Here is a 15,281-nt window from a genome sequence, read left to right on the forward strand (position 1 = left end):
CGCACCCCGTGGGCCCCTACCTGGCCCACGCCCTCGCCCTGACGGCCGAACACGGCCCCGGCCCCTGGCCGGACGGTGGCGAGCCCACCCTAGCGGCCGGCGCTGCACGGCCGCTGATCTCGGACACCGTCGGGGACGGCATCCGGACCCACCATATGGCCCCGCCCGATCCCGGCGGCGACAGCCTCACCGCGACGATCACCGCCCTGGTCCGCGCGCCGCTCACCGACGCCGGCGTCGCGGCCCTGCACGACAGCGTCGGCACCGTCCCCCGCGACCTGATCCCCGTGGTGCGCCGGCTCCGCCTCGACCCCGGCCCGCTGCGGCACCTCGGCCGCCGACTGGTCGAGACCGGCGCCCGCCGGGAGGCGGTCATCCTCGGCATCCTGTTGCTCGGCGCGGCCCGCGACGACCGGGACCGGGATCTGCTGCTGCTCATCGGCACGCTGGAGACGTTCACCCTCTACGCGGTCACGGCGCTCGCCGACGCCGCGGCGGTCCACGACCTGGGCCGGCGGGTGACCGGCTGGGGCCGCATCCACGCCGTCAACCGCCTGGCCGGCAGCACCGACCAGCGGATCCGCGACTGGCTGCTGCGCGACGGCTACCGCAACGACGTGATGGACGAGTACACCGCGTACACCGCCGCGACCACCGGCGACCTGGCCGGGGCACTGTCCGCCGCGACGATCGACGACGCGCTGATGTCCGGCGCGGGTGGCATCCTGCTCGCCCTGTGCCGGGGTGGCCCGGCCGCCGACATGCGCCAGTACACCGACGGCCTCGCGGCGATCGACGGCTACCTGACCCATGCCGCCGTCCGCCCGCCGCACCTGGGCCGGATCGGGACGGTCGCCACCCTCGGCCGCTACCTCGACTCCCCCACCGCCGCGGGACTGTGGCCGGATTCCGGGCGGGCGCCGCGGCGGGCCCGGTGCGCCGCGCTGACCGGCAGTCCGCCGTGGCAGGACGAGCTGCGGACCGCGCTGGCCGCCGACGACCCGGACACGTTCCGGCGGGCGGTGTGGCCCGCCGCCGTGACCGGCCTGTGGTTCGCCGACCGGCTCGCGCACCACCTGCGGTCCGATCCCGACGACACTCATCTCTGGTACGCGCTGCTCGACGACCACGACGAGATCGACCTGGTGCTGGCCCTCGCCGGTGAGGTGCTCGACGTCGACGGCCTGCGCTCCGGTCCGACACTGGAGATCGGGTTCGGGCCGGACAGCCCGGACCGGGTCCTCGACCTGATCGTCAGCCGGCTCGACGCGTACCCGGGACGGGGCTGGCCGCTGGTCCGGGCCGCGCTGCGGCACTGGGGCATCCGCTGCCGCAACATGGCCCTGAACGCCCTGGAGGCGTGGCCGGTCGCGGTGGTACCCACCGAGGCCTGGCCGCTGCTCGACCGGGCCGCCGCGGACGAACCCGACCCGGACGTGCGCGACCGCATGCTCGCCGTCCGCGCCCGCAACCGCTGAAACGTGGTTCCGGGTGACCGACGGGGGTTCCCGGGATCATGACATCCTCGGCCGGTGAGCACACCATCGGTACGTATCGTCCACCTCTCCGGCCCGGCCTTCCGGGCGCTCGCCGACGGTGACCTGGAGGCGGCGAACGCGGCGTCGCCCGTTCCCGTCTCCGGCTACCTGGCCGGGCCGGAGTGCCGCGGTGTCTGGCTGATGCGCCTGCGCCAGTACGAACAGGACCCCGCGTCGGCCGACTGGACCACCGGCATCATCTGGGACGAGACGCAGTCCCTGGCCGTGGGCCGCGCCGGTTTCCACGGCCCGCCGGACTCGGGCGGCCTGGTCGAGATCGGGTACGCGGTCGACCCGGAGCACCGCCGCCGCGGCTACGCCCGGGCCGCGTTCGAGGCGCTGCTGGCCCGGGCCGCCGCCGAGCCGTCGGTGACGCGGGTCCGGGTCAGTATCCGCCCGGACAACGTCGCCTCGGCGAGGCTGGCGCTGCCCTACGGTTTCGTCAAGACCGGCGAGCAGTGGGACGAGGAGGACGGTCTGGAGTACGTCTACGACCTGGACCCCGGAACCTTGGGAAGCCGACCGGCCGACCGGAAGTAGACGTCGGTCTCTTGTGATCACCAGGCGCGCTGTGATGGCCTTTGAGCGCCCCCGAATCACGGCCCGTGGTGAGGTCACGTGTTCGACGCCGCCCGCTACGACCGCGAGGTGCTTCGCCCGTTGCGGGGCGCCCACGGCCGACTCCCGCCCGGTGATCTGCCGGCCCGCTACGCCGTGGATCCCGCCATGGACGCGGCGGAGCTGACGGCCCACCTAGCGGTGATCCGCGCCTGGTGGGAGCAGCGTGCGCAGGCGCCGGACTTCCGGGCCGAGGTGTGCCGGCTCCTCCTGCAAGCCGACGCCGAGCTCCGTGCCACCGCCGGCGACGCGATGAAGGATCCCGCCTGGTGGCAGGAGCAGGAGCGGGCCGGGCCGGAGACGGTGCTGCCGGACACTGCGGAGCGGATCGTGGCGCCGCCGGCCGAGGTCGCCGGCATGCACGCCGAGCACGACTGGCGGGCCGAGGCCCGGGCGGAGTTCTGGACCGCGCTGGCCCGGCTCGAACGAGCGCCGGCGCCGGCCGGACCCCCGCGGGCGGCGCCGGCCACCGTCGCTCCCGTGCCGACCGGGGCGCCGGCGGAGCACCTGCACGCAACGCCGGTCACCGCCGACGGCGACCGGTGCGAGGTGGAACTCTCCTGGCCGGCCGACGCGTTCTCCGGGGTGCGGATCCGCTATGCCAGCGAGGCGCCGCCGTTCCCCGCCGAGACCCTGGTCCCCTGGTCCCGAGCCGAGCAGTGGGGCACGGAGATCCCGGGGACGCCGGTCCACCGGGACGGCAGGCTGGTGCTGACCGCGGTCGTGCCCACCGGATACCACGTCTATCTGCCGCTGGCGCCCGACAGTGGGCAGGCCCGCACGGGGCGCCTGATCGCGCTCGGGGTGGCCGACCCGGTGCAGCGGCTCCAGACCCGGAGGCACGGGCACGGCACCATCGTCACCTGGGTCTGGCCGAGCGACGCGACGACGGTCCACCTGGAGTGGACGACGCCCGCGACGACCGAACGCCACGCGGTGACCCGGGCCCGGTACACCGCGGCCCGCGGCCATCTGCTCCCGGACACCCGTACCGGTGGGATGGTCCGGGTCCACGCCCTGACCCCCGTCGGTCCGGGCGTCGCCCGGTCGCCGGCGGCGACCGCGGTGGTGGCCCCGGCCGCTACCGAGGTGCACTACCAGCTCCAGCGCCGCCGCCGGTTCGGCGGCAGCGAGCTGGTGCTGTCGGTCACCGCCGACCGCGACTGCACCGAACTGGAGGTCGACGTGGTGGTGAGCACCGGCGAGTTCCTGCCCCTGGCGGCCGGCGAAGGCGCCTCGCTCCGCAGGCTCGGCCCGCTGGTCCTGGTCTCCGGCACGCCCGACCGGCACGTGCTGCCCTGGCCGGAGGTTCCCCGCCACCACCGGCCGTTCTGGATCCGCTGTTTCGCCCAGGCCCCCTATCCGGTCTCCTTCGTGGACCCCCCGATCGAGCAGATGAGGATCGCATGACTCCGACCCTGGCATGCCCGTTCTGCTACAACGTGATCCGGCGGCGGAGTGAGCTGTGGTTCCTGTGTCGGGGCCGGGCGATCGGCGATCAGCCCGCCTGCCGCCCGCTCGTGGACGAGACCCGGCGTAATCTGACCGGCTTCGCCGAGCCCTCGATGCCGGCCTTCCCGCCGGCCGCCGACAGTTCGCTGCTGCTGCGGGCCAGGGCGCACTGCCCGCGCTGCGGCGGCGAGACCCGTGCCCGGGCCTGCCCGTCCTGCCACACCCGCCTGCCGTTGGAGTTTGGCCGTTCACCCAGCCCTCTGGTGGCGGTCCTGGGCGCCCGGGGCACCGGCAAGACCGTCTATCTCACCGTCCTGTCCGAGGAGTTGCAGCGTCGCGAGCTCGGCCGGGAACTCCGGGCCACCGTCCAGCCGATCGGCGCCGGCCAGGACGGTTTCTCCTCCCAGGCCCATCAGGTAAGGCAGAACATCCGCCGGGTGTACGACGAGCATCAGCTGTTCCCCACGACCGCGCAGGCCGTCGACGGGCGTAAGGAGCCGATGGTCCTGGAGTGGCGGGGCGAGCTGGCCGACCGCTTCCGGCGGCACCGGACACGGACTCACTACCTGTCGTTCTACGACACCGCCGGGGAGGACCTGGCCGACGACAACGAGACGCTGGGCCTGCACTACCTGCAGGCCGCCAACTACCTGGTACTGCTGCTCGACCCGTTCCAACTGCCCGAGGTCCAGCAGCTGCTGCGGCTGCCCCAGGCCGCGGTCCAGCAGAACGAGCCGACCCGGGACGTACTGACCCGGATCACCGAGTCGCTGAAGCACAGCGCGCACTGGAACGGCCGGGAGATCACCGTCCCGGTGGCGGTGGCGTTCACCAAGATGGACGCGTTCTACGACCATCTCGGCGAGACCCACCTGTTACGCCGGGCGCAGCGCCGCCGCGGCGGTTACGACGACTCGCACGGCCGCACCATCCACCAGCAGGTGGGCGCGCTGCTCGACCGGTGGGGCGGCGGTGACATCAACGACTATCTGCGCAGCTACTACCGCGACTACCAGTACTTCTTCGTCTCGGCCCTGGGCGCCGAGCCGGACTACGACCACGCGACGGTCAACCCCACCGGGGTACGCCCGCACCGCGTCGAGGAACCGCTGCTCTGGCTGCTGGACAAGGGCGGCATGGTGCCCCGGGTCGGCGTATGAGCGGTTCCTTCCACACCTACGTCTACACCAACTGCCGGGCCGACGACGGCCTGCAACAACGGGACGGCTTCCAGTTCCAGGCCGTCTCCCCAGCGGCCGACCGGTCCGCGATGCCGCTGATCCAGCGCCATCTGCTCTACGAGCCGGCACCGCAGTGGATGCGCGAGCGTCGGCCGGTGACCGACTATCCGCCGTCGCTGGCCCACGTCCGCGACGGCGGGCTGTACGCCACCGCCGCCGGTGTCTACCTGGGCCAGGAGCCGACCGGCGGGCGGGAGGGCAACCAACTGACCCATGCCATCGCCACCGGGGATCCCGGCTCGTACGGCCTGGTCCGGCCGGCGCAGCTGTTCGGCGCGCCGTTCTGGACCGGTGTGCAGGTGCCCGGCAAGCAGTGCCCGCCTCTCGAGCCGGGGTGGCAGCCGGGCCCGCTCACCGTCCCGGAGGCCCAGCTCTTCGTGCAGTCGCAGTATCGCGGGGCGGCCCTGCTGACCGCACTGTTGTCGCATCTGCGGCGGGGCTCGGACCGGCGGCGGGTGCTGTTCCTGGCCCGGCATCCCGAGCCGGTGCTGCGCTGGGTGGCCGCCGCCACGCTGCTGGTGCCGCATCGTCAGGCGCTGGCCATCGACTTCAAAATCTTCACGCTGAATCCGGCATACGCGAACCACCGGATCCTGGCGGTGCACCCGGACTGGGCGACCGGGGCGGCGAACCTGGACAACCAGCTCGGCTACGTGGTGTTCGACCTGATACAGCAGGATTGGACGGCGGTGGAGCGGGACCCGTACAGCGCCCGGTGGGTGCAGTTGTTCCTCGCTGAGGATCCCTACGACGTGATGGACGCGGTCGAGGTGGCCGCCGACGCGGAGGCCGGGTCGCCGCAGATCCGGCCGGCGCAGTCCGAACTGGCACTGGCCGTGGTGCTGAACCGGTCGCCGCACCCGGGTGCGGTGCGCCCGATCGTCGCCTGGTTGGCGTCCGCGCCACGGCACCTGATCGACCGTTACGGCGCTCAGGTGATCGACCGCCTGCTGGCCAACGCCTCGACGTGGACGGTCGAGGAGTTGCTGGAGCTGGACGAGGCCGTCCAGGACGACCGGACCGGGCACGCCGGGCGAGTACGCCTGGAGCTGCTGCAAGCCGAGATCCAGGGCCTGCGCGACGGCCGTCCGGTGTCGCCCGGCGAGTTGTCCCCGCTGGCCGAGGGTGCCTGGGACGCCGCGGACGCGGCGGAGATGCTCGCCGAGGAGATGCACCAGGCCGAACCGGACCGGTGCGAGGCTCTGCTGCGGCTGGCCTTCCGGTTCGGGGTGGCGCCGGCGCTGGCGATGAGCGAACCGGGGCTGCAGCGGTTCATCGAGCACTGGGCCGCTCGCCCGGACGCGAAGTTCAACCCGGACGAGTGGGCCGGTGGTGACGTCGTCGAGGAGCGGCTGCGGGCCCTGCTGAACCGTCGTCTCGTCGACGACACCGCCCCCGGTTCCGCCGAGCTCTTCGGCGACCAGTGGTGGGACACCCTGCTGACCGACCAGGTGGGCCTGGGCATACCTCTCGATCAGGCGCTGGTCAGTGCCGGGATGCTCCACCTCGACGACGAAGGCCGGGCCGGGCTCTTCCGGACGCGATTGCAGGCCGCCGTCCAGGAGGAGCCGCCCGGGCCGGCCTTCGAGCGGCTGGCCGAGGTGCTGTGGCGGCGGGTCGTCCCGACCATGGCGGAGGCCCGCCGGCTCGCCGTGGTCCAGCCGCGCAACCTGGTGTACGGACCCCGCTACTTTCCGCTACTCTCCACTGCTCTGCTCGCCGGGCCGGTGGACGACCGGGCCTTCCAGGCGGCCTACATCTTGGCCGAGAGCAGCCGGATCTGGGATCCGGGGCAGCGTGTCGCCGCCGTCTTGGCCGACGAGAGCAACGTCCGGTTCGTGATCGTCCAACTCGAGAAGGGTTCGACGGACGCGAACCGGGTGGCCGAGGTGATGCGGCAGGTGCCCGGCCACACCCTGGACGCGCACCTGGACCGGCTGCTGGTGGCGATGGTCGAGTGCCCGTACGCGCCGACCACGATGGCGGTTCTGGACGCGGCGCCGGAGCTGCGCGGCGAGTACACACGCACGGTGGGCGGTGGCCTGGATTCCGAGGTCTGGCGTCCGGCGCAGGTGGCGATGGCGTTCGTCGTGTGCGAGTCGCCGTTCCCGGACGCGTCGGCGGCGGACGTCCAGGTGCTCGATTTCGTACGATCGCGGCTGCGGGACTTCCTGACCCGGACCTCGGCTCTTCGCCTGCGGGAGGTCAGCGAGCAGATCCTGCTGCTCGGTGAGCCGTGGCCGGCACGCTGGGCGGTCGCTCAGCCCCGGCGGCTACTGGGCCGGATCCTGCCGCCGCGCGGTTGAGAGTCGCCCCAGGGTCAGAGGTCGCCGCGTAAGAGGCGGGCCTGGGTGGCGTGCGCCCGGGCCGGTTCGCCCTCGCCGCGGCGCTCGTGGAGTTCGGCCAGGCACTGGTAGGCGAACGCAAGGTGGTGGCGGGCCCCGGCGTCGAGCGGGTCGGCGGTGTGGATCCGCTCCCGGAGCCTGCAGGCGGTGGTCAGCAGGCCGAGCGCGTCGTCGAAGCGGCCGGTCAGCGCCGTCGTCTGCCCCTGCATGGTGAGCACTCCCGCGAGGGCGGCGGTCGCCGGGCCGGGTTCGCCGTCCGGCGCGAGGGTGCGGTAGACGGCGGCGGCATCCGCGAAGGCGTCCTCGGCCTGGTCGAGGTGTTCCAGCTCGGCCAGCAGCAGGCCGCGGCCGGTCTGCGCGGTGGCGACGCCCGGCAGGCGGCTGGGGGCGTTCGCGGCGAGCTCGCGGTAGAGCGCGACGGCCCGGTCCAGCAACGCCAGCCCGGCCGCGTGCGAGCCCAGGTCGGCGAGGTCCATCCCGTGGGCGCAGCAGGCGTAGGCGAGCCGGGACCGGACGTCCCCGGCGCCGGTCGCGGTCAGTTCGTCGTACCGTTCGACCGCTTCGGCACCGGCCCGGACGGCGAGGTCGGGCCGCCCGGCGGCGCGGGCCTGCGCGGCTTCGACGAGCAGCGCCTCGGCGAGCTCCGTTGGGCCGGCCGGGTCCAGGTCCCGGTAGCGGGCCACGCCCTCCGAGGCCGCGTCGACGGCCTCGTCGGCCCGGCCCAGGTCGCCGAGCAGGCGAGCCCGGCACACCAGGGCGTGGGCACGGGCCGGGGCCGTCGCGGGGTCGCCGCGGAGCCGGTCGAGCAGCTGGATCGCCTCGGTGACGGCGGCGAGTCCGTGCAGCGGGCGGTGGGCCCGTTCCAGGCGCAGTGCGTACGCGGTGAGGGTGCGGGCCAGTTCGGCGGTCCCCGGTCCGGCCGCGGCGAGGCGGCGGCGCAGGTCCAGTTCGTACTCGGCGTCCTGCAGCGCGTCGGCGTCCTGGCCGGCGTGTTCGCCGAGCCGGCCGCGTTCCCGGAAGGCGTCGGCGAGTGTCCGGCGGTGCGGCGCGCTGAGGGCGGCGAGTCGTTCGATCGCGGCGACCAGGGCGTCCGCGGTCGCCCGGGGCTGCCCGGCGAAGAGGGTGGCGATTCTCGGCACCCCGTCGACGACGGCCCGGAGCAGGGCTACCGGGGTGGCGCGGTCGGTCACCGTCTCCCGGGCCAGGGCGAGCAGATCGGCGCCGATGCCACCGGAGCGGGCCGCCCGGCGCAGGATCCCGGCGTGCAGGGCCGGGTGGCCGGCGGCGGCGCGCCAGAGGGCGGGCATCAGGCCGGGGGTGTCCGGGCAGGCCGGCACCAGCAGGTCCAGCGCCCGGGCGGCCTGCCGGCCGGTGACCGATCCCAGCAGGGTGAGCAGCCCGTGGTCACCGCCGACCAGGGACAGCACCAGCCGGCGGCGGAGCGCGTGCGGCAACGGCGACCAGTAGTTGTCCTCCTGCGGGCCGGGGTAGAGCTCGTACAGCCAGGTGGTGATCCGCCGGGTCCGTTCCGGGTCGGTGCCGTCGGGGGCGCTGATCCGGCGTGCCGTCTCGTGGGCTTCGGTGGCGCCGGACGCGCCGTACAGCTGGGCCGCGGCGCGGTAGAAGTCGAGCCGGTCCGGGGTGGCGAAGGAGATGCCGGTCCGGACCGCGGACCGTTCGGCGTACCAGCGTTCGCCGTCGGCTAGGTGCCGCAGGTAGTCGGCCGTGCCGGCGGCGGACAGGGCCTGGCAGGCGAGGATCACCCAGTCCGCCGGTGTGGCGGCGCCGAGGTCGGCGGCCCAGCCGGCCACCGTGTGCCGGGCCCGGGTCACCGCGGAGCCGCCGCCGGGGTACAGGTGGCCGGCCAGTTCGGTGACCAGGCCCTGTAGCGCGGCCGGGGTGGCCGCGCCGGCCGCGAACCGGTCGAGCCGGGTCTCGCCGGCCGTGGTGAATCCCCGTGCCTCGGCATCGGTGAGCAGGTCGCGCCACCACTCCCCGGCCGAGCGGGCGACGATCAGTAGGCGGACCGGCCGGTCCGTAGGTGGGGGCAGCGGGTCGAGGACGTGGTCGGCGTACTGGTCGGCGCGGTCGGCGACGATCAGGACCGGGCCGTCGCCGGGCGGCAGCGGCGCCCGGCCGCCGGCCGAGCGCCAGCCGGGCAGGCGGCGGACGAGTTCCGCCCAGAGCCGAGACTTGCCGGTGCCGGCCGGGCCGGAGAGCAGCATCACCGACGTGCCGCCGCCGGTGGTGGCGCACCAGGCGAGCAGCGCGTCCAGTTCGGAGTCGCGGTGGCGCAGCGCCGGGACGGCGCCGCGCGGGTCGAGGAGCCGGACGAGGTCGGCCGGGCCCGGTGTGCGGGCCGGGCCGCCCGGCCCGGTTCCCGGGTGGTCGGCGGCGGGCGCGGCCCGGGTCAGGCGGCGGCGGGCCCGGTCGATGTGGCGACGGCCGAGCGCGGTGACGGCGAACGGCCGGCTGTCGCCGCCCAGACGTTCCTCGCCGCCGCCGGGCACCAGGGTCGGGAACCGGGGCCGGCGGGCGGTCAGGTTGCCGCTGACCGAGACGGAGACACGCTGCCGGACCAGGTCGGCCTGCAGGGTCTCGCTGACGGTGAGGGTGGACAGCAGCAATTCCGGGACGCCGTCGACGAATCGGTACCGGCCGAGTTTCGGGTCCTCCGCGTGCAGCAGCCCGCTGAGCAACAGCTCGGCCAGGTGGGCCGGGGAGGCTGTGGGGAACATCGCGTCGTGGATGTAGCGGATGACGTCCAGGAGCGGTTCGCCGAGGGCGACGTAGCGGGCCAGTTCGAAGGCCTCCCGGGAGGAGTGCGCCCGGAACGCGCGGACCCGCTGGTCCGGGGTGAGCGGCGGGGTCCGTACCTGGTCCGGCGCGGCCGGCGGTCCGGCAGCGGTGACGGCCGCGGTGATCGGCGGTCCCCCGGCGACGAGGGTGCACCACCGGTGCAGCCAGACGCTGTCGATCTCCAGGACCGGCACCACCGGGCCGTCCGGGGCATCGCGCCCGCCGAAGGCGGCGAACCGCAGGTCGGCGTTGGGCGCGCAGGGCCGGGGCGCGGTGAGGGTGCCGGCGACGGTGGGCGCGGCGGTACGGGCCCAGAGCCGGGCGGGCAGGGGTTGCAGGACGGCCACCGGTCCGCGCCGGGCCCAGTCGCGCAGCATGGCGCCGGCCGATCCGGATCGCCAGACGGGGCCGACGCAGTCGCTGACGACGAACACCACCCGCCGGTTGACCGGGTCGACGAGCCGGCGGGGCGCGACCGTACGGTCCTGCCAGTCGGCGAGCCGGGCCTGCGGGCCGGCACCGGTGAGGCGGTGCCGGGCCACCTGACGGAAGACGCCGGACTCCCGCAGCACCTCGATGATCTCGGTGGCCAGTCCCTGCCAGATCGCCATCGAGTCGCCGGCGTCGACGACGACGATCGCGTCCAGCCACAGTCCGGCCGGGGGCCGCATCACGGCCGGCCAGCGGGCGCCGCGGGGGTGGTCGGCGGCGCGGGTGGCGGTCGCCTCCTCGTCCAGGGTGCCCAGGCCGGCGACCGGGACGCGGCGCAACAGCGGGTGCAGGGCCCGCTGGAAGGCGAGGCGGCCGGCCAGGGCGATGGGCCGCGGGACCTCGGCGACGCCCGCCGGCCGGGCCGGGCCGCGCGGGGCGCGGAACGGGTGCAGCTCCACCGGGGGTGGCTGCGCGGCGGGGGCCGGTGGCGGAACCGGCGCCGGCGGGGGCGGCCCCGGGTCCGGCGGGCCGGGCGGGGTGGCGGCAGCACGTCCCGGCGCCGGCCGGGCCGGTGGCGCGGGCAGCGGGGGCCGGCCGGCCGCGGCCGTGCGGATCTGCGCGGCGAGCCACAGCGTCTCGGCCAACTCGACCGGCGTCGGCTCGGCCCCGCCGGCCCGGACGACGGCACGCAGGTCCTCCAGGTTCACCGGCGGACCAGGGGTGTCATCACCACCGCGGCCAGGGCTTCGCGGGTCTTGTCCCGGTCGAGCCGGGCCGCGTGCACCAGGTAGATCGCGTTGAGGAGCTGGTCGGTGGCGAGGCCGCCCGCCTTCTGCCCGGCCAGGAACTGGCGGATGACCGCGGCGCTGTCCGGCGCCATGTCGGGCAGGTGGGCCTCGACGATCTGCTGCAGTTTGCGTTCGTCCGGGGTCTCGATGCGGACCTGGACGCAGCGGCGCAGGAACGCGGGCGGGAACTCCCGCTCGTCGTTGCTGGTCATCACGACGATCGGGAAGCGGCTGCAGCGGACCCGCCCGTCGCGGACGCCGACGCGTTGCGGGCTGTCAATGGTGCTCACCAGGGTGTGCGCGTGCTGTTCCGGCCGGCGCAGCAGCTCGGCGATCTCGAACTCGCCGTCCTCGAAGATGGTGAGCAGGTCGTTCGGCAGGTCCAGGTCCGCCTTGTCGACCTCGTCGATGAGCAGAACCCGGGGTCGGCGGCGGGGCAGGAGGGCGGTGCCGAGCGGGCCGAGCCGCAGGTAGCGGCCCAGGTCCTCGTCGGGGTCCGCGGCCGGGTCGTCGTCGCGGCGGCTGGCCGCGTAGAGCCGGGCCAACGGATCGTACTGATAGAGCCCGTCGCGCAGGGTGGCCCGGCTGGTGATGTTCCAGCGCAGCGCCCGGCCCAGGTTCAGCTCGTGGGCGATGGCGGTGGCCAGCGTGGACTTGCCGGTGCCCGGCGCCCCGGTGACCAGCAGCGGGCGGCGCAGGTACAGCGCCGCGTTGACCAGTTCGACGGTCTGCGGGTCCGGCCGGTACCGCAGGCCGGCCCGGTGTTCCTTGTCCCGGGTCTCCGGGACGAACGGCGGTTCGTCACCGGGGTCCGGGTCCGGGTCGAAGCCCCGCCACGGCGGTGGTGGCGGCAGCGTGCCGATCCGGTCGTTGGGCTCACCGGTCCCCCGGTAGATGTGCCAGGCGTCGTCGGGCACGGTCACCTCACTCCGCGAAGCTGAGCGGCAGGGGCCGCCGCCGGCCGTCGTCACGCAGCAGCGTGACGCCGCTGCCACAGTGTTTGTCGCCTTCGGCCGCCGCGTCCGCGCGGATCCTGCGCAGCGCGGCGCCGATGGTGTCGATGGTCGTGCCGCGCAGCCGGTCGCCGAGTTCCTGCCGGTACCGCACGGTTGGGCAGTCGGCGCCGGGCGGGTGGTCGGACTGGCAGGGCAGCCGGCGCCAGAGCAGGATCGGCGGCCCGGCGGCCACCGCGCCGGCGACGTGTTCCGGGCGGGACCAGTCCCCGGCGAGGCCGAGGGCGAAGGGGCCGTCGTCCTGGCGCAGCCAGGCCTTGTAGCGGACCGGGTCGCCCGGCTGTTCGGTGCAGTCGCGCCAGCGCAGGTGCTCGCCGATACCGGCGTGGCGTTCCCGCAGCATCTCCGCGCTGCGGGTGAGCCGTGCCGGGTTGGCGTGGTGGAACCAGTCGAGGTCGCGGACGGTGACCGGGCGGGTGATGCCGAGCGGGGTGCGGTCGTCGGCCAGGTCGGTCCACTCGTCCACCGGCTCGGCCAGGAAGCTGCGGGGCAGGACGAACTCGACCGCCGCGGCGTCGCTGCCGGCCGGGAGCCGGTCCAGGGCTTCAACGAGCGCGGTCTCGACCTGATCGCGCCATTGCGCCCGGGTCAGCCCGCCGCGGTGCAGAACGGGTTCGGTCAGCTCGCCGTCCGGGCCGGTGACCGTCCACACGGTGAGGTCGTAGGTCTCCCCGGGGGCCGCCGCGGACGGTTCGAGCCGGATCACCACGGCGCACTCGTGGACCGGGACCGGCGCGGTCGGGTTGTACTTGAAGATGTGCGTGTTGACCCATCGCCGGATCTCGTCGGTGGGGAACCGGGTCAGCAGGCCGCTGAGGACGCCGAGCATCTCCTCGTCGTCGAGGTCGACCGGCTCCACCACCAGGGATTCGATCAACGCCGGCAGGGTGGTCAGCCGGTGGGGCAGCCCGTCGACCTGGCCGCGAAGCCGGGCGAGGATCCGGCCGACCTTGGCCGGTGGGATCGCCAGCGGCCGCAGCGCCGCGCGCAGCTCGGTGTAGGCGCGGGCGCTGAGCGCCCCGAGCTCGATGATGTCGTCCAGCCGGGGGCAGTGCTGGGCGAGCCGGGCGACCGGCACCATCACGCCGATGCGTTCCTCGCCGGCGCTCGCGCCTTTGATCATCCCCACGACCCGGCCGGTGCTCTCGTGGTACGCGGCCGCGCCGCTGAACCCTGACGGCAGCCAGGCTCCCAGGTCGTCGTCGGCGTCGAGCTGGACGTTGGCGCCCATCAGGCGCAGCGGAGCGGCCCGGAACCGGGTGTTGACGCCGTCGTCGGCGAAGCCGCGGGGGAACCCGAGGGCGGTGAACGGCTGCCCGGCATAGATCTCGACGGCGTGGTGCGGGGCGAACTCGGCCGGCGGTACCCGGACCGGCTGCTCCAGTTCGAGGACGGCGACGTCGGCGGCGTCCGCGGTCGGCGTCCACCACGGGCCGCCGGTGACCACGGCAGCGGGGCGGGGCTCGGGGCGGTCGCGCAGCACGACGGTGGCGGCGGCCTGTCCGCGCACCACGTGGGCGCAGGTCAGGACGTGCCGGGGACCGACCAGGAAGCCGCTGCCGCGTCTTCCGGTGGCCGGGACGTCGATCCGGGCCTGCCAGAGCGGCTCAGTCATGCGTCGTCGGACTCCCGCGGGCCGGCCGTCTGCGCGGACCAGGCCAGCCGGACGATCAGATGCCCCTCGGCGGCGGTCTTGGCGACCACCGCCCCGGTCTCGGCCTTGAACTTGACGCCGAACTCCAGTTCGACGCTGTCCGGCCGGCGGGGACCGCCCCGGAGGGTGCCGAGTGCGCGCTGGGCCATCTCGCGGATCTCGGTGAGGCTCGCCTCGAGGGACTCGCGAGCCTTGACCACCGCGGTGTCCAGGCCGACGTCGACCATCCCGGCGCCGTCGGTGGACGGTGGGTCGATCTCGACCAGCACCGCGGTCCCGTCCGTCGCCTGCAGCCGCATGAGGTCAGTCGGCACGTCGCGCCCTCCCGGTCAGCCGATGTGGCATCGAGCATCCACCGGTGGGCGGGAGGGCACTATCGGCCATCCGTCCACCATGCCCGCGAACGGTCAGGTCATCGAGTCCGGTTGATCGGGTGGGCCGCCGGCGGGGGCGGCCACCGGGACCGGCGACGGGATCGGGCGGTTCGGGGACGCCTCGGCCAGGTGGTGACGGCAGGTGACCGCGGCGGCGGGCAGCGGCCGGTCCCGGTGGTGCAGCACGCCGATCGGCGGGTGCAGGGGTGGCGGGTGCAGGTGGCGGACCACGATCGGCGGGCCGGCCGGGGCCTCCGCGGCCTGCCGGGTCAGCAGGGCCACGCCGCAGCCGGCCGCGACCAGGGCGCGCACGCCCGCCGGGTGCGGGGACTCGTACTGGACGCGGGGGGTGAAGCCGGCGCTGCGGGCGGCGTCGGTGAGGATCCAGCGCAGCAGGCTGCCCGGTGGTTCGCCGGCGTACGGTTCGTCGCGGGTGTCGGTGAGGTTCAGCCGGGCCGGCCGGTCCAGGGCGTGTCCCGGTGGCACGGCCAGGACCAGGTATTCGTCGAGCAGCGGCAGCGCCTCGAACCGGGGTGGCAGGTCCACGTAGACCGGGCCGACCACCAGGTCCAGGTCGCCTTCGTCGAGGGCGCCGAGCAGCCCGGTCAGCGGCCCGGACCGCAGCCGGACGGTGATGTCGGGGAACCGGTCGCGGAAGGCGCCCAGCACGCGCGGCAGGTCGTAGCCGCCGACGGCGGCCGCGCCGATCGCGACCCGGCCCCCGCTCACGGTGGTGATCTCGCCGAGTTCGGCGCGGGCGCCGTCGAGTTCGGCGAGCACCCGCCGGGCGCGGGCGACGAACATCTCCCCGGCGGGTGTCAGCGCCACCTTTCGGGTGGTGCGGGCGAACAGCGGCACCCCGATCTCCGCCTCGAGGGCCCGGATCTGGGCGGACACCGCGGACTGGGCCACGTGCAGCCGCTCGGCGGCCCGGGTGAAACCCCCGTGCCGGGCGACCGCCTCCACATAGCTGAGCTGCCGTAACTCCACCCTTTCAGGGTGCCGGGCCGGGCCTGCCGGCGGTCCG

At 74.9% G+C, this 15,281-nt stretch carries 10 protein-coding genes; 5 read left to right on the forward strand and 5 right to left on the reverse strand.

Annotated elements, in window-relative coordinates; translation table 11 throughout:
• The first annotated feature begins 8 nt into the window (after positions 1–8).
• The 5 genes from WH85_RS30105 (at position 9) to WH85_RS30125 (ending at position 7,155) form a co-directional block, all read left to right on the forward strand.
• Positions 9–1,478 (forward strand): hypothetical protein, encoded by a 1,470-nt coding sequence (locus WH85_RS30105; protein WP_169792499.1) that lies wholly within the window; start codon positions 9–11, stop codon positions 1,476–1,478.
• A gap of 54 nt (positions 1,479–1,532) precedes the next feature.
• Entirely contained in the window at positions 1,533–2,078 is a 546-nt protein-coding gene (locus WH85_RS30110; protein WP_045745417.1) for a GNAT family N-acetyltransferase, read from the forward strand.
• A 78-nt stretch (positions 2,079–2,156) separates the two neighbouring features.
• Positions 2,157–3,566 (forward strand): hypothetical protein, encoded by a 1,410-nt coding sequence (locus tag WH85_RS30115; protein WP_045745418.1) that lies wholly within the window; start codon positions 2,157–2,159, stop codon positions 3,564–3,566.
• Positions 3,563–4,768, forward strand: a complete 1,206-nt coding sequence (locus WH85_RS30120) for a TRAFAC clade GTPase domain-containing protein (RefSeq protein ID WP_045745419.1) — start codon at positions 3,563–3,565, stop codon at positions 4,766–4,768. Before WH85_RS30115 ends, WH85_RS30120 begins: the two co-directional genes overlap by 4 nt.
• Positions 4,765–7,155, forward strand: a complete 2,391-nt coding sequence (locus WH85_RS30125; protein ID WP_045745420.1) for a GTPase-associated protein 1-related protein — start codon at positions 4,765–4,767, stop codon at positions 7,153–7,155. The genes WH85_RS30120 and WH85_RS30125 overlap by 4 nt, the downstream gene beginning before the upstream one ends.
• A 14-nt stretch (positions 7,156–7,169) precedes the next feature.
• Here the strand turns inward: WH85_RS30125 and WH85_RS47530 are convergent, their stop codons facing one another.
• From WH85_RS47530 to WH85_RS30150, 5 genes are all read right to left on the reverse strand, one after another.
• Positions 7,170–11,132, reverse strand: a complete 3,963-nt coding sequence (locus WH85_RS47530) for a tetratricopeptide repeat protein (protein ID WP_052720904.1) — start codon at positions 11,130–11,132, stop codon at positions 7,170–7,172.
• Positions 11,129–12,136 (reverse strand): AAA family ATPase, encoded by a 1,008-nt coding sequence (locus tag WH85_RS30135; protein ID WP_211275488.1) that lies wholly within the window; start codon positions 12,134–12,136, stop codon positions 11,129–11,131. Before WH85_RS30135 ends, WH85_RS47530 begins: the two co-directional genes overlap by 4 nt.
• Before the next feature lies 1 nt (position 12,137).
• A complete protein-coding gene (locus tag WH85_RS30140; protein ID WP_045745421.1) occupies positions 12,138–13,841 on the reverse strand; it encodes a VMAP-C domain-containing protein in 1,704 nt (567 codons plus the stop codon).
• Positions 13,838–14,194 (reverse strand): CU044_2847 family protein, encoded by a 357-nt coding sequence (locus WH85_RS30145; RefSeq protein WP_211275489.1) that lies wholly within the window; start codon positions 14,192–14,194, stop codon positions 13,838–13,840. The genes WH85_RS30140 and WH85_RS30145 overlap by 4 nt, the downstream gene beginning before the upstream one ends.
• 93 nt (positions 14,195–14,287) lie before the next feature.
• Positions 14,288–15,244 carry a LysR family transcriptional regulator gene (locus WH85_RS30150; RefSeq protein WP_045745423.1) on the reverse strand — a complete coding sequence of 319 codons (957 nt, stop codon included), beginning with the start codon at positions 15,242–15,244 and terminating at the stop codon, positions 14,288–14,290.
• Positions 15,245–15,281: the final 37 nt, after the last annotated feature.

It is taken from the genome of Actinoplanes rectilineatus (assembly GCF_000962825.1).
GTDB classification, from domain to species: Bacteria; Actinomycetota; Actinomycetes; order Mycobacteriales; family Micromonosporaceae; genus Actinoplanes; species Actinoplanes rectilineatus.